Source organism: Vibrio sp. 10N.247.310.17 (assembly GCF_041466605.1).
Taxonomy (GTDB): Bacteria; Pseudomonadota; Gammaproteobacteria; order Enterobacterales; family Vibrionaceae; genus Vibrio; species Vibrio tasmaniensis_A.
In genome coordinates this window covers 1-22,990 of record NZ_JBFSTC010000035.1, presented here as the reverse complement: position 1 = coordinate 22,990, position 22,990 = coordinate 1, and the positions used below count along the sequence as shown (strand labels likewise).

The following is a 22,990-nucleotide window of genomic DNA, read 5'->3' as shown; positions in this document are numbered from 1 at the left end:
AGAGCATGATTTCCAATTTTCTAGCCTTTGAAGACATCGATTCTTTCAACTGATCACATATAAGCAACGCGATATTCGTTCTTTTGATACGTCTGAGTGTTGTTACGTCCCCTCTCTTTTGCTTGATAAAGCGCTTTGTCAGCTTTATCGATCGCTGTTTCAATATCAGTGAGCGCTCGATCGTGACAACAGCCAGCACTGATTGTGACAGGTGACACCAAACCTTGCAGTTGCTCTACACTTCGTCTGAGTTCCTCAGACAATTCGAATAACTCACGCTCATCACAATCAAACGTCACCAAAATAAACTCTTCACCGCCATAGCGTGCAATCAAGCGACGACGATTAACAAATCTCTTCAGTGATTTTGCGACCTCACAGATAACCCTATCGCCTTGAGCATGACCATATTGATCGTTCACCCGTTTGAAATGGTCAATATCAAGCAAAATGACACCGACATTTGTTAGCGGGTAAGGCGACCTTTGAGCAATTTTCAGCTTTAACTGCTCGATAAAACTCCGCCGGCTAGGAAGGCCAGTGAGGTAATCGAGGCTCGCAACATCCAAGATTTTGAGATGACGATGCCGCAGGTAAAGCACCAGCACGATGATAATGCTCAATAGGCTCACGACCAAAGCCATCAAGCTAATGAACAGCAAACTATGATTTCTATTGAGCTCCTGCTCTAAAATACCGGCGGAAATGACCCAATTCAGATAGGGGTAAAACTTATAGAAGACGTTTTTGTTGGTCGTACCATTGTCACTGGAAATTGAATAGCTAAAGTGACCTTCTGGCTGGGTTGCGATTCGATCAATGAGCAGTTCGGACGAGTAGCCTATCAAGGCTTTCAATGACTTGTGTTCATAATCAGGATGAAGCACTAAGTTACCCTGAAGATCAATAATGTACACATATCCGCTATCACCGAACGCGTACTTTCTCAGCTTATCTTTTAAGCCTTCAAGATCGACCAAATACATCAATTCTTCTTTATAGGTCGTCGCGACCAAAGTATTGCCACTCGGTAGCCTCATCGAATAGGCAACTTTTGCACGCCGAGTTATCTCATGTGGATTAGCGTGAAAGTATTCGATCATACCAGAGTCGATACTGAGCTGTTTTTGGATATGGATAAGATGCCCGCGCTTCTTTCCTTGCAAGAAAGGATGGTAGAGGTGAACGCCTTGCGGTGACATCAAATAGATATAACCTGATTGTCCAATGTGCAATTCATTGGCGATCTGGCTTACTTGTTCAATTTCCTGTTCCGGTGTGGCATGCCATACATGGGACGCAACGGTATCGGTAATTCCTTTGAGATATGTCTTTATCGCCTCATTAACTGTTGTGTCGACAATATCGTAACTCGCATTCACAATCGTTCGAAAAAATAGCTGGTTGGATTCCAACAATGACCTTTCAGTTCGGTTAAATTGAAAGGCCGAAAGAATCATCGACACAATGGCGAGCGCAATGGAAAAACTAAGAATGTATTTACGTTTGACTTTCAAGATTACCCCATAGATTTATAATTTTAGGTAACGCTGTGACTTCTCTTATATACAGACTGTTTTATATCATGGTTTTATTTTTTACTGAACGAGTGTCGATATTTTTAAGGGTTTCTATACGCAATCTGTGACTTAAGGCAAAAACGCCGAACTGGATTCAGTTCGGCGTTTTAATTTTACGTTGAAGTTGATTACTTAAATTACACTAAAACCCTGATAAATAGACTTAAAAGCATTCGTATTTACTGGCTATTACTGCGATCTATTGTCTATAAATGGATTAGTGAGCATTAAATTAAGAACAAATCTGACTCCAGCTACCATCACTACCCGGTTCAGAACTTGTCCACCAGTTCGCTTGGTAAATACTACCGTTATGAACCACTTGGTCGCCAGTGTTTGCATGGCTTGGGTTACCCGCCCAATCTTTCTGAGGTAAGTCTGGGTAAACCGCTAAACCGGCTGTATCACATGTACCTGGGTTGGTGCCACCATCGCCAGGGTTACCGCCACCTGAACTGATATCACCTAATGGTAAGTCTGGTTGCTCAAAGCTAAAGGCATAATCGACTCCGTTCACGCTCACTGCATAGTTAGCGGGGCCGGAGATTGGCAGGTAATACACCATATCTAGCTCATACACACCACCAGCTGGAAGCTCTTCCCATGTAGGTAAAGTAAACGCCACTCGGTGCATGGTTCCATCTAATCCACCAATGTTATCCGCACGAGTATGACCCGAAGCAATCACAGTTAAACCACCACCCGATTGATCTTTTGCATTGTCAGGCGCTGACACTGGGATATCGAACTGGAACTCGGTACCGCCCGGAAGTGCTTGACCTGTGTTGTTTGTAAACGTGATCTTAGGGTTAATTGGGTAGTTTTGGTCACCGACTTTGAAGCCACCAACCGATACCGTAATATCTAGTGCTTCTGTCGGGATAGCGCCCGTCGCTACCTTGTTTCCGTATGGGGTCGCAGACTTAAACTTATCGTAGATAGCTTTCGTCATGGTGTTACCCATGTGGAACTCACCGTTACCGCTATTACACGCTTGTTCGGTCGTATCGATAGACGTTCGGTTGCCACTCGCATCGAGTACATAACAGTTATAATCCCCTGCTAGTTCCCAGAACATGATACCGCCGATCTCTTTGTCGATAACGTAGTCTGCTTTCACGTTGATAGAATCTTTATCTTCCGTTGAAAGGAATACGCCCTTCTCTGCGTTCCACAACCAAGGGGCAACCGCTACACTGTCGTAGTTACGCGTGTAAGTTCCCGTTAGAACATCAGATGGATCATTCACAGGATCAAGCTTGTAAGCCTCTGCATAAGAACCCCAAATGCCTTTCTCTAGGTTCTTCGCGTGCCACATTGGGTTAGAACCCGCGCCCATTTCGTTACCTTTTGGATCGGTATCGTGCCACATGTTGTCGATACCAATTGCACCATGGCCACAGTTATTCTTCTCACCTTCCCCCGTACCTGCTGAACATTCAGCTTGGTTTGGAAGTGCAGCTCGGCCCCAAAGACCATTTTCGCCTCCGGTTACACCTTGCCAACCACGAGTGTAGTAAGGCACACCGATATTAATACGACCTGCTGGCATAGAACCACGGAAGTAATGGTAAGCCCAATCCGTGTTCAGATAACCGATACCACCGTAAGCCGCAGTGCCGTAAACGTTCCACTGTGCTAACTCTGAATCTTTACCCGTATCAAACAAGGCTGCGTTGTGTCCTACGTGATCGTTCCACGCACCGTGAAGGTCATAAGACATGATGTTCACGTAATCGAGATACTTAGTCACATCGAATGTTTCCATACCGCGTAACAGGTAACCAGAAGAAGGCGCCGCGATAGTTAACATGTAGTGATTGCCATCTTGCGCAGACGCCGCATCAAGCTTCTCACGAAGCACTTTCATCAAGACTTGGTACGAAGCCCACAGGTATTGGCGACGCGGCTCCATGAAGTCTTTGTCGTACGGATTACCAGCACCCGCCATAGAGGTTGGGTATTCATAATCAATATCTAGACCATCGAACTGGTACTTACGAAGCATTTCAACCGCTGAAGTGGCGAATGTTTCGATGCCTTGATGGTTAATAGAACCGTCGGCGTTGGTCGTCATTGTGTAGAAACCACCATCAGCTACTCGGCTACCGTCTGTCGCGAAATGACCACCGGTTTCAGCCCAACCACCGATTGAGATTAAAGTCTTAACATCGTGTTTTTTCTTAGCTGTCGCTAATGCACCGAAGTGACCTTTGAAGCCTAAGGTAGGATCAACTTCAACGCCCGGCCACTCTTTACCAACCGCTGCGTTGTTCGGATCATTCACATCACCCACGTTTACTTTGCCATCTGAGCCAATGCTCACGAAAGCGTAGTTAATGTGTGTAAGTTGTTCCCAAGGAATATCATTGACTAAGTATGCGGCTTGTGGGTCGTCCCCTGCACGCCAACTTGTGAAGTAACCAATCACACGACGTGGGTGATCCGCGCCCATCTTCTCACGACCTTCATCATCGTAAATCGTACAATAAGGAACATCGACACCTTGAGTTTGATATAAGCCATCAGGTCGACAAGTACTCACCGTTGGTGCGCCATTCACCGTCAAAGAAGCCAGCGCGGAATCTGTCGTTGCCCCTTGATTGTCAGTCGCTTTTGCGTAGACCGCTAAAGAACCCGCTTGAGTGGTTGTGTAATCAAGCGTGTAAGGGTTAGTTGCAGCTGTGCCAATAAGAGCACCTGCTACGTAGAAATCAACCTTATCGACCGTGCCATCGCTGTCTGCTGCTGTTGCGGTAAGCATTACTACACTACCAACATCGACCGAAGCTGCTGAAAGCGCAACCGAAACTGTCGGTGCTTCATTTCCTGGCAGAGCTGAATCAACAACCACTGAAACTTCACTAGCAAGGCTTGCCGCACCTTCGTTGTCTGTCGCGACAACAGAAACCTGATGATTACCCGACGTTGCAGCCCACGTTGCTTCAAATGGTGCCGCTGTCACAACCGCGACCGAAGAACCATCAACAAAGAATTCTACGGAAGCAACACTACCATCAGCGTCCAGTGCTGTTGCGCTTAATACGACACTGTCGCCTTCAACAATCACATCTGATGCTGTAGGCGTTGTTAATGCAGCCGTTGGTGCTTCGTTTAGTGTACCACCACCGCCATTACCACTACACACATCGACTTTCTTCCATTGTGCGTAATCGCCTTCAAATTGGCTTGGGTTGTTATTTTGATTCCAGTAGTTTGCTGAGTACGCGCTGCCGTCATGTGAAACCTGATCACCACCGGTATATACAGTGGCAGAGTCCCACGTTTCTAACGTTGAGCAATCCACAGCCGCATAGCTATTGAACGCCATTAAGCATGACGCGGTGAGAGTACTGAGTGTAAAAACCTTCTTGGCCACTCTTCCTTGGTTTAGGTGCATGTTAGCTATCCCTTAAGTTGTTGTTTCAAGATGTTTAATTTAAATGGGACTTTACTCACCACTTAAATCTCTTCGCAAAACAACTGTAGGTAACAACGCAAATTTAACACCTAAAATATTCTCTATTTATAAAATAACTCGCATTAATTTGTTTATAGCATGCAATGAGTCGACACTTATTTTGCACCAACAACTAATATTAATTTATTTCGGAAAGATAAAAAATAATGTCTCAAAAATCAGAAATGTGACTCAGCGTTGACAAAAAATTCGTATCAAAACTAACCAAAAAGTAGAGATTTACAGTCGATTTGGCTTTCTTTTTGGAATTCGCCCACCTTTTGATAACAAATGTGTTAGTATCTGCGGCTTTTTTGACGAACCTCACACTTCTATGCAAGTGTGGGAGAAATACATAGGCTTGAAAGAGCCAAATATAGCGAAGAAATAATGTCCAACTTGACGCAAGTCGCCAACGAAAACATCAACGCAGAAGCTACTTCTATCGATTTCAATAAAGCTCAATCTTTGGGTGAAAAACTGGAACTCGGAAACCCAGTATTTTGGCTTAGTGGGAGTTTTTTAACCCTCTTTGTCGTCCTTGCTTTCACCAACACCTCCGTGTTGTCCGAACTTGTAAACATCGGCTTTAGTTACTCAACTAAGTGGTTCGGTGCTTTCTGGCAAGTCCTACTACTACTCAATTTCATTATCGGCTTAGTGCTTGCACTAGGACGCACAGGCCACGTTCGTTTAGGAACGCTTGCTCTCCCTGAAATGACCACCTTTAAATGGATGTCTATCGTCCTATGTACGCTGCTAGCTGGCGGTGGTGTGTTCTGGGCAGCCGCAGAGCCTATTGCTCACTTTGTTTCAGCTCCACCACTTTATGGTAACGCTGATCCTCAAGCGATGGCGTTCAACGCCCTATCACAATCTTTCATGCACTGGGGCTTCCTTGCCTGGGCAATCTTAGGTGGTTTGTCTTCCATCGTGTTAATGCACCTGCATTACGACAAAGGTCTTCCTCTTAAGCCACGCACGCTGCTTTACCCAGTACTTGGCGACAAGGCAATCAACAGCTGGATTGGTAACGTCGTTGATGCGTGCAGCATTGTGGCAGTAGCCGCAGGTACAATCGGCCCTATCGGCTTCCTTGGCCTACAGATCAGCTATGCGTTGAGCGAACTGTTTGGTATTTCTGACAGCTTTGCAACTCAAAGTGTGGTTATCATTTTCGCTATCGCAATGTACACACTGTCTGCATTGAGTGGCGTGAACAAAGGTATCCAACTGGTTAGCCGTTACAACATCATCTTATCAGTGTGCCTAATCGGCTACATTCTGCTAGTAGGCCCAACGAGCTTCATCATTGATGGCTACCTACAAGGTATGGGCGAAATGGTGGATAACTTCATCCCAATGGCACTGTACCGCCAAGATACAGCGTGGCTAGGTGGCTGGACGGTATTCTTCTGGGGTTGGTTCTTAGGCTATGGTCCGATGATGGCGATCTTCATTGCTCGTATCTCACGTGGCCGTACGATTCGCCAAATGATCGTTTCTATCAGCATCGTTGCACCGCTAGTAACATGTTTTTGGTTCAGCATCGTTGGTGGTAGTGGTCTAGCGTTTGAATTAGAGAACCCAGGCGTAATTTCTAGCGCGTTCGAAGGCTTTAACCTTCCTGCAGTGCTACTGGCAATTACCGCTCAACTGCCGTTCCCTACTTTGATTGCGATTCTGTTCCTTATCCTGACGACCACGTTCATCGTGACAACAGGTGACTCGATGACTTACACCATCAGTGTGGTAATGACAGGCACTACAGAGCCAAACGCAGCCGTACGTACCTTCTGGGGTATCATCATGGGTGCAGTAGCTATCGCGCTTATCTCAATGGGTTCTGGCGGTATCTCTGCCCTACAGTCGTTCATTGTGATCACAGCCGTTCCTGTATCGTTTATCTTGTTGCCGTGTTTATGGCACGCACCGAAGATCGCGAAACAGATGGCCAGAGATCAAGGTCTCGCTTAATGCCTAATCCGATTTAGTTTCGGGTAGCGTATAAAATTAAAAAGCCACTCAAGTGATTCACCTGAGTGGCTTTGTTTTATCTGTTCGCTGTCTAATTGATTAGCTGATTAGTGTTTATACGACCAATTACTTCTACCGATATTTCGGCTTATTGAAACTTTTCACCCGCAGCAACCATAAACGACATCTCAACCAATAGCTCAGGGTTTGCCAGTTCTGCTTTCACACATGCACGGCTTGGCGCACAGCCTTCAGGAAACCACGATTCCCACACTTCATTTAGTGCGTCAAAGTTAGCAAAATCTGTTAGGTAAATCGTTACCGACAATACGCGAGATTTGTCACTGTCGACCAAACTCATCATTTCTTCAGCTTGTTCGAAGATTTGCTGAACCTGACTCTTAATTCCTGCCGCTGTATCCGTCTCTGGTACCTCAACAAAACTTGCGATGCCATTAAATACAGTTACATCTGACCAACGTTTGGTCGGGTTAATTCTATGGATTTTCACGGTCAATTCTCTTCTTATAATTAGGGATTTACGTCAACGTAATCTAATCCAAATCGTGAATATTGAAAACAAAAATTGGAAGGCTCGCTGTACCTTTTGAACAGCACTATCGCCTACACATTGCTTCGGTTCTCAACATCACCAGTATTTAAGTTCATATCGAGACAATAAGTCTCTAGATAAATATATTAATTATTGTTCTCAATGCGAAATTTAATCTGAGCTCCTGCGGTCATATTCAGGGATTTTATTAAATGGAGTACTTTTATGCATGTTCAAACCTATGATTTAAAACAGAGTAATGTCGGATACAACCTAGGCGTGGTTGGCGTAGCATTAGTGCTCGCTTAGATTGGTATTTATAAGTTTACGCCAACCGAAGCGATGCTCATTGAACCGCTAATCGCAAATCATCCTGCAATGAACTGGCTTTACAATCTGTTCTCAGTACAAGCTGTGTCTAACATGGTGGGTGGCGCGGAGATCATTGTCGCGATTGGACTGATCGTTGGATTTAAGAAACCAACAATTGCTTTCTATTCAGGCATTGCTGCAGCGGCCATCTTTGTTGTGACACTCAGCTTCCTAATTACAACGCCAAATGCTTGGAAAGTATCGGATGGCATCTTAGTCACTAACTTCTTCCTAGTGAAAGATATTCTATTTTTGGCGATCGCGATTAGCGTAATCGAACGTAACAAACCTCAGAAGTAACCGTAAATCTATAAGTGGCCGAAACTAGAAGTAACCTTAAACCTGAAAATAAAAAGGCTCGAAGCTGGCTAGAAGGACGCTGCCAGCTTCTAATATATAAGGCGATAATCTAGATGATAAAGTTTAATTAAAATAACAAGTTAAGATCCTAATTAACTTCGTAGAGTAAATGTAACCTATAACAAAAACTCGAACTCTTGAGATGCCTTGGTCGGCAACATCTCGATGACTTCATACTTAGCGATATTCTCTCGATGAAAGGGATCCTCGGTCAAAATCATGTCTAACTGTTCCCTGTTACTAAGCGTGGATAAAATAACACCACCAGTTCGAGGGTTCTTACGACCCGACAACTGAAAGTGTCCGAGTTCATACTGCTTGTTTAAAAACTCAACATGTTCTGGAATGAAGCGATCTACTTCCTTCAAAGGCGCTTGGTATTCGAGAGAAACAATAAACATGATATTTCCTTACTGTAGGTTAATATTAAGAGTGTTCAGTTACATAGATAACGCCCTACGATAATAATGAGCATCTTGATCCTTCCCTTTGAACACGGCGTAACTTTCAACGCGTTCAACTAAGTTAAAACCGGCCTTGGATAAGATTTTATTTGATCCAACATTACCCACTAACGCATAGGCATCAACATATTTAAGGGATGAGTGCTCGGCCAAGTAGATAAGTAACTTCCTCACCGCGTTAGACGCAATACCCTTAGAACCATATGCGTGACCTACTCGATAACCTAGTTCTCCACTTCCAGCGTTCTGGTCGATATCACGAACATTGATTCGCCCACAAATAGTGCCATTAGCGTCTTTGATCAACATAGGAATCATCTCACCATTCTCGTATTCAGTTAGAAAGCTGGTGATTTGCTCGGCCACACCCTCATTGGAATAGAAACTGTCTTCCCTCGCTGGAACAAATTGCTCAAACCACTCTCGATTTTCGACTTCAAACTCCAATAAAGCACTGGCATCGCTTGGATGAAGTACGTGTAAAAATACATCCATAATAAATACCCTGTCGCTTATCTAAAAAGCCGCACCTAATGATTCATACAGTTCAGCTTGTCTTATGAATCTAAGGTAAGTCTCTTAACTTCTTAGCAGGGTTGCCTGCATAAATACCTTTCTCAGTGATGTCTTTTGTCACCACACTGCCCGCGCCGATTACCACCCCTTCGCAAACACAGACAGGCAACACTGTCGCATTAGAACCAATAGTAACGTTATCAGCGATAACAGTTCGCCCCCAACTGTCTGGGTTTGGATCTGGTTTTCCCTCTTTGAACAAGTCATTGGCAAACATGACTCCGTGACCAATAAAGCAGTCACTTCCAATGGTCACATACTCGCAGATAAAGGTGTGAGATTGAATCTTACTTCTAGCACCTATCACGGTGTTCTTTTGAATCTCAACAAAGGGGCCAACGAACACATCATCTTTAAGCTCACAGCCATAAACGTTGCTTGGCTCGATGATAGTGACATTCTCGCCACAGGTAATGTCAGTAATCTGTGACTTTAATACTCTTGGACTTGCCATACTTCACTTCCTCTCGACATTAGCGTCACAATTCAACCTAAGCGATTGTGCCGTATGCATTAAAGTGCATCAAATAGATGTGTTGAGAGTTGGTAATGGATCAAAGATTCTGCATAAATTAAAACAGTCCCACCAGCACAACTGACAACAACACCCCGCCAATAAAACTCGGGGCGTGGAATGGCCGAGCCCGAGATTTAATGTACTCTTTCTCAAGGTCTTCTTGGTAAGTTTTAACGGCGAGTTCTTTTACGTAGTTATTTTGCATATTAAGCTCCTTCTTAATCAGTAAGAGAAGCTTAAGACTTGAAGTTAGGTTGAGGTAAAGCAAAAAATCAGATTAATTGAACACTTTATTTTTGTTACTCGAGAATTACCCTGAACACATCGTTATTCACACCGCCAACATCCACCAACTCTCCTGGTTTCATAAGAAGCGAGGTATTCAGTTGTCGTGTTGAACGTGGCTCTTTCGTTTCTCGAATCACTAACATATCGACAAAATAGCCTGAGTCTTGCTTTGATATTGAGCCCGAAAACGTAACGCTTTCAACCCTATCGGCAAGGACTGAATTGAATGTTTTATCCTCTAAAACACCTGCAGAGATGGATGTATCACCATAAAATAGCGTGATGGTTGTTGGGTCGGGTACCAACTCTTGATTGGACGAACACCCTATTAGGGTAAGGCATAGCAGTAAAATGGCTCGAAATTGCATAAGCTGGTTTTCTTTATTACGTTAAGCGTCTGTTTTTCATATTAAAACACTTCAACCTTATAAATACCATATTTACGGGATAAGCTTAGGTGTATAGCTTCGATGGACTTGAGTAATGAGGTGAACGGATCAGATCACGGCCTGTTGAATTTGCTCCCTGTTTGGAAACTAAAGCCGAGATCTGATCGATATTATCGAGAAGGATTCAATTAATTTAAGCAACCACATCTTGTGGTGGTGTACCTTCGCAGTTGGAAACGACGGCATCAATTTGAATTAGAGCATTCATAGGAATCTCTGAAACCCCAACCACCGTTCTTGCCGGTAATTCAGCATTAAAGAATGTTGTGTAGACCTCGTTCACTGTATCAATGTCTGAAACATTTTTAAGCTGAATATTGATTTTCACTGTATCGTCCATACTATGAGCAACACTTTCAATGATCGCCTTAATATTTTTCAAACATTGTTCAGCTTGCTCTTTTACACCACCAGCAACCACTTCATTAGTTTTCGGGTCTAAAGGTAATTGGCCTGAAATATGATTGTAGTGAGAGAAAGCAACGGTGTGCGAATAAGCCATGAAAGGAGCATCGACAGTATTATTAGCTTCAATAACCAACAAGCGAGTGTCTTCTGGTAATTGCGGCGGTGTACCGTCGCCATGTGAAACGGATGTATCAATTTGAATTAAAGCGCCCATTGGTAGTTCAGCGGCGTTAACAACGGTACGAGCAGGAACGTAGCTTGGGAAGAATTTAGCACATACTTCATTTACCACTTCCGCATCTGCGATATTTTTCACGTAGATAGTCGTTTTAACCACATCATTCATGACATGACCGATACTCTCTAGAATCGTTTTAATGTTTGCTAAACATTGTGTCGTTTGCTCTGTGATACCACCTGAAACCAACTCACCTGTATTTACATCGATAGGCAATTGAGCTGAAAGGTTGTTGTAGTGAGAAAAAGCCGCTGTCTGCGTCGATACAGCACTTTGAGGCGCATTATCTGTATTTCTTGAGACCTTAACTAGTGCGCAAGGTGCTTGTGGTTTAGTACCTTCGCCGTTTGAAATAAGAGCATCCATTTGAACTAAAGCGTCACTGTTCGGTAGCGCAGCTACACCCACGACTGTACGTGTCGGCAGGCTGTTGTTGAAGAAGCTTGCGTAAACCTCATCAATAGCATCGATATCAGAAATATTCTTAACGAAAACATTAATCTTCACGACATCATCCATAACATGGTCAATGCTTTCAACAATAGATTTAATATTACTCAAGCATTGTGCTGCTTGGTCTTTAATATCTCCAATAACTATTTCACCTGTTTTAGGGTCAACAGGCAGTTGAGCAGAAAAGTTATTATAATGAGAAAAAGCGACCGTTTGTGTAGATACAGAATTAATTGGTGCATTTTCAGTATTTCTTGAAATTTTAATGATATCGCTACTCATCGGAATTATCCTTTTAATAATATAGGAATACGTATTTATATTGAACAATCGTATTGGAAAGAATGATTAAAGTAGCGCCATGTTAAGTGAATTATTTTAGGGTAAACGTGATATACATCAGACTCTCAGTTGACTATAAATCAGTAAGTTACAGGATAATTAGTCATCAAGCGACTAATTATCCGTCACATTAGGCTTTATCAACTGCTAAATTCTCTTTAATTTTAAGTCTATTCAATAATCCTGAATACTCTCTCAGGTAATTGAAAGGATAATTACCAAAATTTAGATGATATTTGATAGGTTGTTCACACTAAAACTCCGTTACTAGCTAGGTTAGTAACTTTATCCCTTATACCCGTGCATAAACTCTTAGGCTATTTAATTAATTATTTTCGAGAGCTTATTTTATATAAGTACGTTAATAATATATTCGAGAATCAAATACCTACAATCTGACAATGCCTATGATTAGATACATTTACTCATATAATTCAACAAATATGAGACTCAGGGGGATGACATGAGAAGTATGGTGTTCAGCCAAGACATGGGACTTTCAGGAATCACGATGGCATCAACGAAGAGCAATCGACACCATAGCTTTTGGCACCATAGCTCTCAACAGATAGTTTCGTTGAAAGAAGAGCTAAACCGCTCTTGGAGTGGTATTGAAGTGGCGCTTAAATTCGCGACTGAATTGGGATGGGCTCGAGTAGCCGACTCGGCGAGCAGCATCGCTGATGCGAAGGCCTTCTAGCTGAATCAGTTCTTTGGCTTTGTTGAGTCTTACCTTCTTCAAATATTGAAGAGGAGATTCAAAGGTGACATTACGGAATGCATTGTGGAAGGCAGACACGCTCATGTTGGCTTCGTCGGCAAGCGATTGAACAGTGATGGTTTGGTCGTACTCTTCATGCACTTTAGACAGCGCTTTAGCGACACGTGCGTAATGGCCGTCATGATGAGCTAAATCAAACAGCACACGCCCTTCTGAACCGGTTAGGGCGCGGTAGACAATTTCGCTGACCATGGCATCGCCCAATATATTGGCTTCAATGTCACAATGTAGAGTTTTGACCAATCGAGTAAAGCTCTCCAGCATTTGCTCTTCCATTGGCGTCGATTCTAAGCCGCTCGAATTCTGCTTGTGCTTGTTGCAGTAGCTCTCTAGAAAGCCTTGGTCTTCGAGCTTTTTGACTAAGCTGTGCAAGCGCTGAGAATCGATGCTTATCGACAAACCAAGCAATGGTTCGCCATTTACAGGTAAGGCTTCACACTCCAATGGCATTGGCACGCCTACCACAAGATAATCACCAGCAGCGTAAGTAACGGGTCTATCGCCAATATAGATGTTCTTTTTGCCCTGCCCGAGCATGATAATACCCGACTGGTAAGTGAATGGCTGACGTTGATTCCCGCCACTGCTTCTATACAACCACACACCGCCAATTTCAGTTTCTCTGATCCCTTCGAGATCATCCCAACCTTTGTGTTCTACATAAGACTGTAACAACTGCGCGAGTGTTTTCATAAGTGGCGACTTTCCATTCCAAGTGCTAAGAGTAAGTAAGCTAAAGCAGAGAAAGAATATCAATTTTGTAGAAATAGGCAATTTATTTGGAGAATCAGCTCTTCATCACCCTAGATTACTGTACTAATATGCAAATATAGAAATTGAGCAATCAAATAAAATAACAAATTGAGCTTTACACAAGGAATCTCTAATGCAATTCACTTATGTTAACCCTACAGTTATCCACTTCGGCCAAGGCCAAATCAACGCTATCAGCCAAGCGGTTGATACTTCGAAGAAAGTACTAGTCATCTACGGTGGCGGTTCAATCAAAAGCAACGGTGTTTACGACCAAGTTGTCGCTTCTCTAAAGGATCACGCTTGGATTGAGTTCGCTGGTGTTGAAGCTAACCCAACCAAAGAGACGCTAGATAAAGCCGTCGCTCTTGTTAAAGAAGAAAACGTAGAGTTCATTATCGCTGTTGGCGGTGGTTCAGTAATCGACGGTTCTAAATACGTTGCTGCGGCAGCTAAATACGACGGCGACGGTTGGGATATCCTAGCCGGCAAACACCAAGTTACTGAAGCAACCCCTATTGGTGCTGTACTGACACTCCCTGCGACAGGTTCTGAATCTAACATGGGTGCTGTAATCACTCGTAAAGAGACTCAAGAGAAACTGGCGTTCATGAACCCTGCAGTACAACCTAAGTTCGCGGTTATGGACCCAGACGTAATGAAGTCTCTGCCAGAGCGCCAACTGATCAACGGTCTAGTTGATGCGTGGGTTCACGTATGTGAGCAATACATCACAATGCCAACAGACGCGATGGTTCAAGACGGTTACGCAGAAACACTGCTTAAGAACCTACTTGTACTGGGTAAGCAATACGACGAGCGTGACAACGACGCATGGCGTGCAAACCTAATGTGGACTGCAAACCAAGCGCTTAACGGCCTGATTGGTACTGGCGTTCCTCAAGATTGGGCAACACATATGATTGGCCACGAATTCACAGCACTATGGCACGTAGACCACGCACGTTCTCTTGCGATTGTTCAACCTTCACTACTTCGTAATCAAATCGAAGCGAAGCGTGGCAAGCTAGAGCAAATGGGTCGCAACGTATTTGGCCTAGAAGCGGGTGCTGATTTAGCCGAGCGCACTATTGCTGCAATCGAAGCCTTCTACCACAGCCTAGACGTTGCAACTATGTTCGACGGTTACGAAGCAACTAAAGCGGCAGCAATCGACAACGTTGTTGCTCAACTTGAATCACACGGTTACCTGCAACTTGGCGAAAACCAAGCAATCACGCCAGAGAAAACGCGTGAGATTTTAGAGTCTGCGATTCACTAAGAATTGCTAAAGTAGAGAGAAAGCAAAGACAATGACCACAAAAAGATGATTTTTTACATCTGACTGAACCCATTACTTATTTCTTTCGTACAAACAAAGCAGCGTTCATTTTGGGCGCTGCTTTTTAATTTGCCCTACAAGATGCTATTAAATTCTCATAAGTCCTTAATTTAATGTGCAATCATATTTCTATATTGTTAAGGTAAACCTGTCTCTTTATTAGGTATGAACAACGATTTGAACAATCTCAAGGAAATGGTTAAGTTTAAGTCACTTAACAAGTGGTATGGTGATTTTCATGCCCTAAAGGATATCGATTTAAAGATTGAACAAGGAGAGATACTGGTGATTTGCGGGCCATCAGGTTCGGGTAAATCAACTTTAATCCGTTGTATCAATCAGCTAGAACCTTTCGAAAGTGGCGAGCTTTGCGTGTTAGAACAAGTACTTCCGAGTAAATTCAACACACCTGGCCAAGTCGGAATGGTGTTTCAGCATTTTCATTTATTCCCCCATCTTACCGTGCTTGAAAACCTGACTCTGTCTCCAATACGTACGCTGAAAAAAAGCAAACGAGAAGCCGAGAAGCTTGCAATGCACTATCTCGAGCGCGTACACATCGCTGAACAAGCCAACAAATACCCAGTACAACTTTCTGGCGGTCAGCAACAACGTGTAGCTATCGCCCGTTCGCTGTGCATGAAGCCTGAATTACTGCTTTTTGATGAACCGACTTCAGCGCTTGATCCGGAGATGATCAACGAAGTGCTCGACGTGATGGTTGAACTGGCGAGCGAAGGTATCACCATGGTGTGTGTGACCCACGAAATGGGCTTTGCGAAACAAGTGGCCGACCGCGTTATCTTCATGGATGAAGGACAAATTGTGGAATCGAATACGCCACAAGCGCTCTTTGAAAACCCTCAACATGAACGTACTCAAGCGTTCCTAAATCAGATCCTGACTTATTGATGTTGATTCGAATTATTAAACCCGCCCTATCTGCTTTGGTACAGATTGTTGTACTGGTGGCTGCTGTTGTTTGGATTCTCGACTCTGGCGCACAAACCATGGGATACAGCTGGCAATGGGAGCGCGTGCCGGACTATATTGCTTTCTATGAAGATGGCGAATGGTGGCCTGCAGAGTTAGTTGAAGGGCTACTGGTTACCATCAATATCTCTCTGATTTCTTTGGTCGCGACACTGATCATCGGCTTAACGACGGCGCTATTGAGAAACTCAAATTCTGTAGTTGGACGCACCTTAGCCACCAGCTATGTTGAGTTGATTCGTAACACGCCGTTATTAGTACAAATTTATTTACTCTATTTTGTGTTTGGCCCCGTGTTAGGGCTGGATCGTTTTAGCACTGCCGTTTTAGCCTTGGCACTTTTCCAAGGTGCTTACACCGCCGAAATCTTCCGTGCTGGTTTAAATGGTATTGCGAGAGGACAATTTGAAGCAGCTCAATCTTTGGGCTTATCAAAGACCTATACTTACTGGGATGTGATTCTTCCTCAGGTGGTGCAACGTACCTTGCCACCTTTGACTAATGAAGTGATCTCTCTTATTAAAAACTCTTCAATTGTGAGTGTCATGGCTATTTTTGACCTGACGACTGAAGCCAGAAACATTGTTTCTGAAACCGCGATGCCATTCGAGATTTGGTTCTCTGTGGCGATCATTTATCTTGCTCTTACACTTTCACTTTCTGCCGTTGCTGCTTGGCTTGAGCATAAGCTCGGGGCTAACTGGCGAACACAATAAGGATTTATCAGCATGAAGCTATTTAAAACCGCGATTACAGCCCTACTTGCGCTTGCCGTAAGTTTGCCTGCACTTGCTTCTGAAACGCCTAACCTCGATAAAATCAACGAACGTGGCTCACTGCGCGTTGGGATGTCGACATTTGTTCCTTGGGCGATGCGTAACAAACAAGGCGATCTCGTTGGCTTTGAAATCGACGTGGCGAAACGCCTTGCCGAAGATTCTGGTTGGAAAGTCGAATTTGTACCTACGGCATGGGACGGTATTATCCCTTCTCTATTATCGAAAAAATTTGATGTAATCATCGGCGGTATGTCTATCACTGAAGCGCGAGCTAAAAGCGTATTGTTCACTGAACCTTACTCGCACTCTGGCGTTCAACTGGCGGCTAACAAAGAGCTAGCGGAAGGTTTTACTCAGATCTCTGATTTTGATTCTCGCCGCGTAAAAATTGCAGCACGTCGTGGAGCATTCACGGTTCAAGTCGCTCGTGAAACCTTCCCTAAAGCGAAAGTTCTACAGTTCGATGACGATGCTCAAGCATTCCAAGAAGTGTTAAACGGCAACGCGCACGCGGTTATCGCGTCTAGCCCGAAACCAGAACACGAAACGATCAAAAATGCAGACACGCTATTTATTCCATTTGAAGAGCGTCTATCAAAAGGTAACGAAGCATTTGCAGTTCGCCTAGGTGAAACTGACAAGGCAGAATTCTTCAACGAATGGATCAAAGCACGTACTGAAGACGGTTGGTTGAAAGAGCGTTACGAGTACTGGTTCTCTACTCTAGATTGGCAGGACCAGATTGCTCAAGGTCAGTAATCTGAACTTTTGCTAGTGAATCGAGGCAGTGCGTTGTCTGCACTGCCTCGATTCGGCAACTTGATTCGCTTTAATGATGATCTAAAACTCACAAAACAGCCTACTAATTATTATTGTTTAAACAGGAATGACGTGAGTAGTACTAGCGCATTAACAACACCTAAGCCCAACGTTTATATGAAGCCTTGGTATCAACGCCTTAACCTTTTGGATGGCGTGTTACTCGCTGTCATTTGTGTGTTTGCAGGCTGGCTTTATTATCGTTCTGCTGTTGGTATCAACTACCAGTGGCGCTGGGAAGATGCGTTTACCCTAATTTTCATTCCACCTTCTCAAGGCAGTATTCCCTACTTCTTCCAAGGCTTGATCGCTACACTGCGCTTGAGTGTCTGGAGTATGGTGTTAGCACTCTCTTTTGGCACATTGTTAGGTGTAGCAAGACACTCAAAGATCGCTTTCTTCAAAACACCGGCACTGATTTTTATCCAGTTGGTTCGAAATATTCCGCCACTGGTGTTTGTCTTCATATTCTATTTCTTCGTTTCTAACCAACTGATTCCATTACTTGGTTTAGAAAGTATCTTACGTGAACACAATGGCGAGATTAACGCTGTTCAAGCCTTTCTGTTTGGTCCTACTAACCTTTGGGAAAACTTAGCGTCTGGTGTTATCTGTATTGGTTTGCTCTCTTCAGCTTACATTGCGGAAGTGATTCGAGCGGGTTTAGAAGGTATTCCTAAAGGCCAATGGGAAGCGGCCGATTCGCTTGGCTTGTCTGCATTGTCTAAGTATCGATTTGTGGTTGGCCCACAAGTATTAACTGCCATCACCCCACCATTGGCAGGCCAAGCAATCTCCTTGGTTAAAGACACGTCGATTGTGTCTCTGATTTCGATCCAAGAGATGACGTTTGTTGGTACTGAGATGGCAAACTCATCGGGGTTGATCTTTGAGATCTGGCTGATTGTAGGCTTCGTATATTTTGCTTTATGCTTTGCGCTTTCGCGTCTGTTCAAAGTGATTGAACAACGTTCTAGTGCTTACCTTAACCATCAGTAACGTCATTAATTAATAGTACCGACTCGCCCGACCATTCCTTTCCCTTATCAAGTTCACCTGATTGGTTTAAGCTATTGACCAATCGGGATTTATCCCTTCATATTCCCTCTTAGAAACACAGCAAAAAACTCGTTTAATCACTATACTTAACATATCGAACTACGTTGATTCTTCTCAAGGACATCACTCAGCATGGACAATCATAAAGAAAGAGCTTTTTACGCCGTTGTCGGCGCATTGGTTGGAGACGCCGCTTCCATGGGGTTGCACTGGCTGTATGACCAAGAGAGGATCTTACACGTGGCTGGTTTCGAGCCAGAATTTCGCTCACCGAATCAGTTCGATTATCAAGACAAAGGCTACTTTGCGCACCAAGGAAAAACGTCCGGTGAGCACTCGCAATACGGTGCTCAGTTATTGGCGATGGTCGATAGTTTAGTCGACAACCAAAAATACGATGAAGCGAGCTATATTCAACATTTCCGCAAATGGTTTGATTTCGGTGGTAGTTGGCAAGGCTACATTGATAAAGCGACGCGCATGAGCTTGCTGAACATCCATCAATTAGAACTAGAGGGCGCCCCGATTACTGCCTGTGGCGCAGACGATACGCAGCTCCCCGCAGTTTCAAAGATCATTCCATTAGTAGCCTGTACTTATACCTCTCACACCTTACCAGCGATGGTAGAGAGCGCGGTACGAGTGACCAACAACAACGACAAAGCCGTGGAATGGGCGCAAACCATCACCCTGTTGATTCAAGCAGCGATTCAAGGCAACTCACCATTACAGTCCGTAGAAATGGTGCGACAAACTTGCAGCAGATTTATACATGATCAAATCGATGAAGCATTGGCTGAACCTGAGCTTTCAATAACAGATGCCGCGAAGAAGTTTGGATTGCATTGTGAACTAAGTGCCGCGTTTCCACTGCTGATTCGCATCATTGCGGGTGCTCAGAATTACAAACAAGGCATTCGCGACAACATCTTATGTGGTGGTGACAGCTGCGGGCGTGCGATTGTGATTGGCGCGGTATTAGCGGCGTGTTTCTACGAAGAAGATGTTGGAATTCCAACCGAATGGCTAAAACAAGTCAAACTCAATGGCGGTGTATTGTCTTTACCTATTGAGTGATTTCCACAATAACGAATAAAACGAAAGCGCCTCTCGATTTCTTGGTCAAGAGCTCGAAAGGCGCTTTTCTTTTCACTAGCCACCTAAAGTAATCACTAGAAGTAATCACTTAAAAGAATGACTTAAATGAATGCTTTAAACGACCGACTTAAAGGAATAGCTTCAGTTTTGGTCAATAAACTTTGCGGATGCCTACGACCGCCAGTTTATTGCGCTAACCAACCCTGAGAACTAGAACCTTCTCTAGAACTGATACGCGGCAGAAAGCTTGTAGTTACGACCCGGTTCATAGTCATCCAAGGTAAAGCCTCTTGCTGTACCCGAACGAGACGCGTGTGAAGTGTATTGCTCATCAAACACGTTATCGATACCAAAGGTGACAGACAATCCATCAAGATTCGAAGGCACCCACTGAGCAAACAGGTTATGAACGTCATAGCCTTCTTTGATCGGCTGACCATCAAATACATTGTCTTCGTCTTTAACAAACATCGAATTCCAACCAAAGATAGTCTCAAGCGCTTCAGACTGATAATCGAGTGTCAGCGTAATGCTGTCACCCATATCAATACTTCGACCATTGCCACCTGCGACTGCACCGCCTGTGTCTTTATTTTTAGTCTCTGAAAGCGCATAGGACAGCTTACTGTTAAACATCTCGTAGCCATAAGATAGGCTCGCCTCGAAGCCCTTTATCTCAACGTCACCTAGGTTATAAATCAAATAACTCTTACTTGCACGTTGATACTTTTCGGCAATATAGTCATCAATATTAGTTTGGAATACTGTCAGGTTGGCACCAATAAAGTGATTATCCAAGCGCTTATCGAAACGGACACCACCTTGCGTGTTCTGCCCTGTCTCAGCCTTCAGATCATTAGCCAAATAAGCGACATCTTGGTAAGCAATAAAGCTCTCCATCAACTCAGGGCCTTTGAACAACGAACGTGTACTCGCGAACAGCGTCCAATCTTGAGTAACATCCCATTGAGTGGCCAACGACCAAGTTACATCGTCAAAATCTTCGCTACCGACTTCTGCTTTACGTTGGTAATCATCAAAACGAAGCCCTGCCGTAACCGAGAATGCTTGAGTAAAGTAGAACTGATCTTCAACAAAAAGGGCTGTAGAGATTGCTGACTCGTCCATAAACTTGCTGCTGCCGTAATAGCTGCTCGATGACTTGTCCATGTAGTCAAAGCCATAAGTCGCGATGTTATCAAACGACATCAGGCGATAATCGGATTGGAACTTTACGTTGAGACCAAAGTTTTGGTTTTTAGCCGTGTTTTTGGATAAGCGATTAGAAGGCCAACGTGGTGCCATAACACTTTCATCTCGCTGAATCTCAGTTTCCGTGTTGTATAGAGTCACGTTACCTTGATGACTTTCACCACGCAGCTCATAGCTGGCCGTGATGGTGTCACGGTTGTAATCGGTAGGAATGAGGATGTTTTTAGACAAACCCACGTTCGTACCACCCGACATATCAGGGCGTGGACTGTAATCACCGTTATCACGGTACATATCATAAGAGAGTTCAAAACGGTGTAAGTCACTTGGCTCAAAACCAATCTTACCTAGAATATTGTATACATCCCCTTCTGAGCCAAAGGTTTCAGTACCATCACCATCTTCAAAGTTGTCACGGCTCATGTAATGGCTGTAAAGCATGGCATCGACGTTATCTGACAACAAACCATACACAGTAAGTGAACCTTGCTGGCTTGCATTCGTGGCATACCCGCCATAAACACGAGCGCCAAAAGTCTCGTCGTAGCGAAGTAGATCTTTGGCATCTTTGGTTTCAAACAGCACTGAACCGCCTAACCCATTTTGCGTCACCGAGTTGTTACCTACTTGGATATCCGCTGATTTCAATATGTCAGGGTTAAGAGTCAAATTACCAATATGATGGAACATGTTGGCGTGCTGAGAAGCGCCATCTAATCGAATGTCTAAGTCAGTTTCGCTTAGGCCGCGAATCGTAATTCGCTGGTTGATCGAGTGCGTTCCCCCAACATCAACTCCGGGGATTTCGCGCAGCAAGTCCGACATATGGTCAGCTTGCTTCAGTGACATGTCATCTGCAATGATCGATTCAGTGTTGCTTGAGACTTTCGTTCCCCACACCACAACTTCATCGAAGTGCGATGTACTTTCTTCGGCAATAACAGAGCTACTAAACGTGCTGGCAATTGCGATATAGAGGGCTGAAAGCTTAATTGTTGATCTGACTGGGCTTTCCATAGATTCAATCCTAGATGTAAATGATAATAATTATCAATTATGATAAGGTTGTAACCTATAAATGCACAGATGATTTGCTTATGCAAAAACGCACAGCTGTTATGAGGAACGGTCAAATGAGTGAAGTAATGTCTAAACGGGCTAAAATTGGCAAAGTCACTCTGACTAAAAAGTTGGAGCAAACAGAAAAGCAGATTATTGTCACACAAGGTCAAACTACACAGACATCACTGGCTGAGGGGAAATTTCTTTCTTATCAATATAATGACCTAATATTTATCCACGGTGGCCGCTGTATTGAGCTCGTCGATACTAAGATAATCTCTACCGCTCACGCTTCAGTTCTGATCACCATTCTTTTGGAAGGTAAGCTATCATTTGGTTACGATGATCTCGAATTTGATCTCGATGCCACTCATCAACCTCAAGGGGTGGTGGTCAACCTCACTAAACCCGCCAATTTCCGTCGAGTGATGACAGCAAGCAATAAACTCAATAAGATTAACATCTTAGTTAAACCAAAATGGTTCGAATCTCGAGTAACCGAAGAGTGTAAATGCCGAAACTTCATCAATACACATAATGCCAACTTCCAATTGGAAGTGACGGAAGAAATCTGGAAGCTTACACAAGAATTGACGACTTGCTCTTCACCCAATAACTTCCATCAGAAGTTACATATAGAATCCTTAACTCAACAGATCCTTGAGAATTCGATGCATCAACTACCACAAACTTGCTGTCTGGCTTACCAAACTAAACCAAAAATAATAAAACCAGCGACACGTGCAACTAACATTGAACATCAAAGTTATGACGAACGAATTGAGGCTGTAATCTGCTTTATTGAAATTCATCTCGACCAAGAGCTGAGCCTAAAAATGCTTGCTGAGCACTTTTCGATGAGTGTATCTAATATTCAAAGGCGTTTTAAGCAGTCATACAACATGACAATCAACGGTTACATCCGTTTGAGACGATTAGAGATCGCACGCCAGCATTTAGAACGAGGGTTGGTTTCAATCACCGAGGCCGCCTATGAAGCTAACACTGATCATTTAAGCATTTTCCTGATCAGTTGAACGATCCTACAGATGGTT

General features: G+C 43.8%; 19 protein-coding genes and 1 pseudogene. 9 read left to right on the top strand and 11 right to left on the bottom strand.

What is annotated here, in order from left to right; all coding sequences use genetic code 11:
• Positions 1-53: 53 nt before the first annotated feature.
• Both AB6D80_RS11815 and AB6D80_RS11810 read right to left on the bottom strand, forming a co-directional pair.
• Positions 54-1,517 (bottom strand): diguanylate cyclase domain-containing protein, encoded by a 1,464-nt coding sequence (locus AB6D80_RS11815; RefSeq protein ID WP_372188582.1) that lies wholly within the window; start codon positions 1,515-1,517, stop codon positions 54-56.
• 295 nt (positions 1,518-1,812) lie between these two features.
• Complete coding sequence (locus AB6D80_RS11810) at positions 1,813-4,980, bottom strand: chitinase C-terminal domain-containing protein (RefSeq protein ID WP_372188581.1); 3,168 nt, start codon at positions 4,978-4,980, stop codon at positions 1,813-1,815.
• Positions 4,981-5,430: 450 nt separating this feature from the next.
• On the opposite strand from AB6D80_RS11810, the gene AB6D80_RS11805 reads away from it, so the two are divergent.
• Positions 5,431-7,017: a BCCT family transporter gene (locus AB6D80_RS11805; RefSeq protein ID WP_029224269.1), complete on the top strand. Its 1,587-nt coding sequence runs from the start codon at positions 5,431-5,433 to the stop codon at positions 7,015-7,017.
• Between the two features lie 148 nt (positions 7,018-7,165).
• On the opposite strand, the gene AB6D80_RS11800 is transcribed toward AB6D80_RS11805, so the two are convergent.
• The gene (locus AB6D80_RS11800; RefSeq protein ID WP_372188579.1) at positions 7,166-7,528 is read right to left on the bottom strand and encodes a RidA family protein; all 363 of its coding nucleotides are present in this window, start codon (positions 7,526-7,528) and stop codon (positions 7,166-7,168) included.
• Positions 7,529-7,795: 267 nt separating this feature from the next.
• Here AB6D80_RS11800 and AB6D80_RS11795 point away from each other — a divergent pair.
• Positions 7,796-8,242 (top strand): annotated as a pseudogene (locus AB6D80_RS11795) (DUF417 family protein).
• 176 nt (positions 8,243-8,418) lie between these two features.
• Here the strand turns inward: AB6D80_RS11795 and AB6D80_RS11790 are convergent.
• The 7 genes from AB6D80_RS11790 to AB6D80_RS11760 form a co-directional block, all read right to left on the bottom strand.
• Complete coding sequence (locus AB6D80_RS11790) at positions 8,419-8,703, bottom strand: YciI family protein (RefSeq protein ID WP_372188578.1); 285 nt, start codon at positions 8,701-8,703, stop codon at positions 8,419-8,421.
• Positions 8,704-8,742: 39 nt separating this feature from the next.
• Positions 8,743-9,261: a GNAT family N-acetyltransferase gene (locus tag AB6D80_RS11785; RefSeq protein ID WP_372188576.1), complete on the bottom strand. Its 519-nt coding sequence runs from the start codon at positions 9,259-9,261 to the stop codon at positions 8,743-8,745.
• Positions 9,262-9,331: 70 nt separating this feature from the next.
• Complete coding sequence (locus AB6D80_RS11780) at positions 9,332-9,796, bottom strand: acyltransferase (RefSeq protein ID WP_372188574.1); 465 nt, start codon at positions 9,794-9,796, stop codon at positions 9,332-9,334.
• Positions 9,797-9,914: 118 nt separating this feature from the next.
• Positions 9,915-10,064, bottom strand: coding sequence for a hypothetical protein (locus AB6D80_RS11775; protein WP_017085590.1), 150 nt, complete (start codon positions 10,062-10,064; stop codon positions 9,915-9,917).
• Positions 10,065-10,158: 94 nt separating this feature from the next.
• Complete coding sequence (locus AB6D80_RS11770) at positions 10,159-10,515, bottom strand: hypothetical protein (protein ID WP_048615368.1); 357 nt, start codon at positions 10,513-10,515, stop codon at positions 10,159-10,161.
• A gap of 214 nt (positions 10,516-10,729) precedes the next feature.
• Positions 10,730-11,977 carry a RidA family protein gene (locus AB6D80_RS11765; protein WP_372188573.1) on the bottom strand — a complete coding sequence of 416 codons (1,248 nt, stop codon included), beginning with the start codon at positions 11,975-11,977 and terminating at the stop codon, positions 10,730-10,732.
• 649 nt (positions 11,978-12,626) lie between these two features.
• Complete coding sequence (locus AB6D80_RS11760; protein WP_009845512.1) at positions 12,627-13,511, bottom strand: AraC family transcriptional regulator; 885 nt, start codon at positions 13,509-13,511, stop codon at positions 12,627-12,629.
• Positions 13,512-13,704: 193 nt separating this feature from the next.
• Between AB6D80_RS11760 and AB6D80_RS11755 the strand changes: the two genes are divergently transcribed.
• From AB6D80_RS11755 to AB6D80_RS11730, 6 genes are all read left to right on the top strand, one after another.
• A complete protein-coding gene (locus AB6D80_RS11755) occupies positions 13,705-14,853 on the top strand; it encodes an iron-containing alcohol dehydrogenase (RefSeq protein ID WP_372188571.1) in 1,149 nt (382 codons plus the stop codon).
• Between the two features lie 225 nt (positions 14,854-15,078).
• Positions 15,079-15,825 carry an amino acid ABC transporter ATP-binding protein gene (locus AB6D80_RS11750; RefSeq protein WP_012600470.1) on the top strand — a complete coding sequence of 249 codons (747 nt, stop codon included), beginning with the start codon at positions 15,079-15,081 and terminating at the stop codon, positions 15,823-15,825.
• Positions 15,825-16,622: an amino acid ABC transporter permease gene (locus AB6D80_RS11745; RefSeq protein ID WP_009845515.1), complete on the top strand. Its 798-nt coding sequence runs from the start codon at positions 15,825-15,827 to the stop codon at positions 16,620-16,622. The genes AB6D80_RS11750 and AB6D80_RS11745 overlap by 1 nt, the downstream gene beginning before the upstream one ends.
• A gap of 12 nt (positions 16,623-16,634) precedes the next feature.
• Positions 16,635-17,444 (top strand): transporter substrate-binding domain-containing protein, encoded by an 810-nt coding sequence (locus AB6D80_RS11740; protein ID WP_012600468.1) that lies wholly within the window; start codon positions 16,635-16,637, stop codon positions 17,442-17,444.
• A 132-nt stretch (positions 17,445-17,576) separates the two neighbouring features.
• Positions 17,577-18,503 (top strand): amino acid ABC transporter permease, encoded by a 927-nt coding sequence (locus AB6D80_RS11735; protein ID WP_135383780.1) that lies wholly within the window; start codon positions 17,577-17,579, stop codon positions 18,501-18,503.
• 192 nt (positions 18,504-18,695) lie between these two features.
• On the top strand, positions 18,696-19,640 hold the full coding sequence (locus AB6D80_RS11730) for an ADP-ribosylglycohydrolase family protein (protein ID WP_372188569.1): 945 nt from the start codon (positions 18,696-18,698) through the stop codon (positions 19,638-19,640).
• A gap of 243 nt (positions 19,641-19,883) precedes the next feature.
• Here AB6D80_RS11730 and AB6D80_RS11725 read toward each other — a convergent pair whose 3' ends face one another.
• On the bottom strand, positions 19,884-21,890 hold the full coding sequence (locus AB6D80_RS11725) for a TonB-dependent siderophore receptor (RefSeq protein WP_372063368.1): 2,007 nt from the start codon (positions 21,888-21,890) through the stop codon (positions 19,884-19,886).
• Between the two features lie 20 nt (positions 21,891-21,910).
• Here AB6D80_RS11725 and AB6D80_RS11720 point away from each other — a divergent pair, with 20 nt between their 5' ends.
• Complete coding sequence (locus AB6D80_RS11720; protein ID WP_372188567.1) at positions 21,911-22,972, top strand: helix-turn-helix domain-containing protein; 1,062 nt, start codon at positions 21,911-21,913, stop codon at positions 22,970-22,972.
• Positions 22,973-22,990 lie beyond the last annotated feature (18 nt).

Coding starts and splice junctions, on each gene's coding strand:
- AB6D80_RS11810 (WP_372188581.1), bottom strand. CDS start 4,980: ATGCACCTAAACCAAGGAAGAGTGGCCAAGAAGGTTTTTACACTCAGT.
- AB6D80_RS11805 (WP_029224269.1), top strand. CDS start 5,431: ATGTCCAACTTGACGCAAGTCGCCAACGAAAACATCAACGCAGAAGCT.
- AB6D80_RS11790 (WP_372188578.1), bottom strand. CDS start 8,703: ATGTTTATTGTTTCTCTCGAATACCAAGCGCCTTTGAAGGAAGTAGAT.
- AB6D80_RS11785 (WP_372188576.1), bottom strand. CDS start 9,261: ATGGATGTATTTTTACACGTACTTCATCCAAGCGATGCCAGTGCTTTA.
- AB6D80_RS11780 (WP_372188574.1), bottom strand. CDS start 9,796: ATGGCAAGTCCAAGAGTATTAAAGTCACAGATTACTGACATTACCTGT.
- AB6D80_RS11775 (WP_017085590.1), bottom strand. CDS start 10,064: ATGCAAAATAACTACGTAAAAGAACTCGCCGTTAAAACTTACCAAGAA.
- AB6D80_RS11770 (WP_048615368.1), bottom strand. CDS start 10,515: ATGCAATTTCGAGCCATTTTACTGCTATGCCTTACCCTAATAGGGTGT.
- AB6D80_RS11765 (WP_372188573.1), bottom strand. CDS start 11,977: ATGAGTAGCGATATCATTAAAATTTCAAGAAATACTGAAAATGCACCA.
- AB6D80_RS11760 (WP_009845512.1), bottom strand. CDS start 13,511: ATGAAAACACTCGCGCAGTTGTTACAGTCTTATGTAGAACACAAAGGT.
- AB6D80_RS11755 (WP_372188571.1), top strand. CDS start 13,705: ATGCAATTCACTTATGTTAACCCTACAGTTATCCACTTCGGCCAAGGC.
- AB6D80_RS11750 (WP_012600470.1), top strand. CDS start 15,079: ATGAACAACGATTTGAACAATCTCAAGGAAATGGTTAAGTTTAAGTCA.
- AB6D80_RS11745 (WP_009845515.1), top strand. CDS start 15,825: ATGTTGATTCGAATTATTAAACCCGCCCTATCTGCTTTGGTACAGATT.
- AB6D80_RS11740 (WP_012600468.1), top strand. CDS start 16,635: ATGAAGCTATTTAAAACCGCGATTACAGCCCTACTTGCGCTTGCCGTA.
- AB6D80_RS11730 (WP_372188569.1), top strand. CDS start 18,696: ATGGACAATCATAAAGAAAGAGCTTTTTACGCCGTTGTCGGCGCATTG.
- AB6D80_RS11725 (WP_372063368.1), bottom strand. CDS start 21,890: ATGGAAAGCCCAGTCAGATCAACAATTAAGCTTTCAGCCCTCTATATC.
- AB6D80_RS11720 (WP_372188567.1), top strand. CDS start 21,911: ATGATAATAATTATCAATTATGATAAGGTTGTAACCTATAAATGCACA.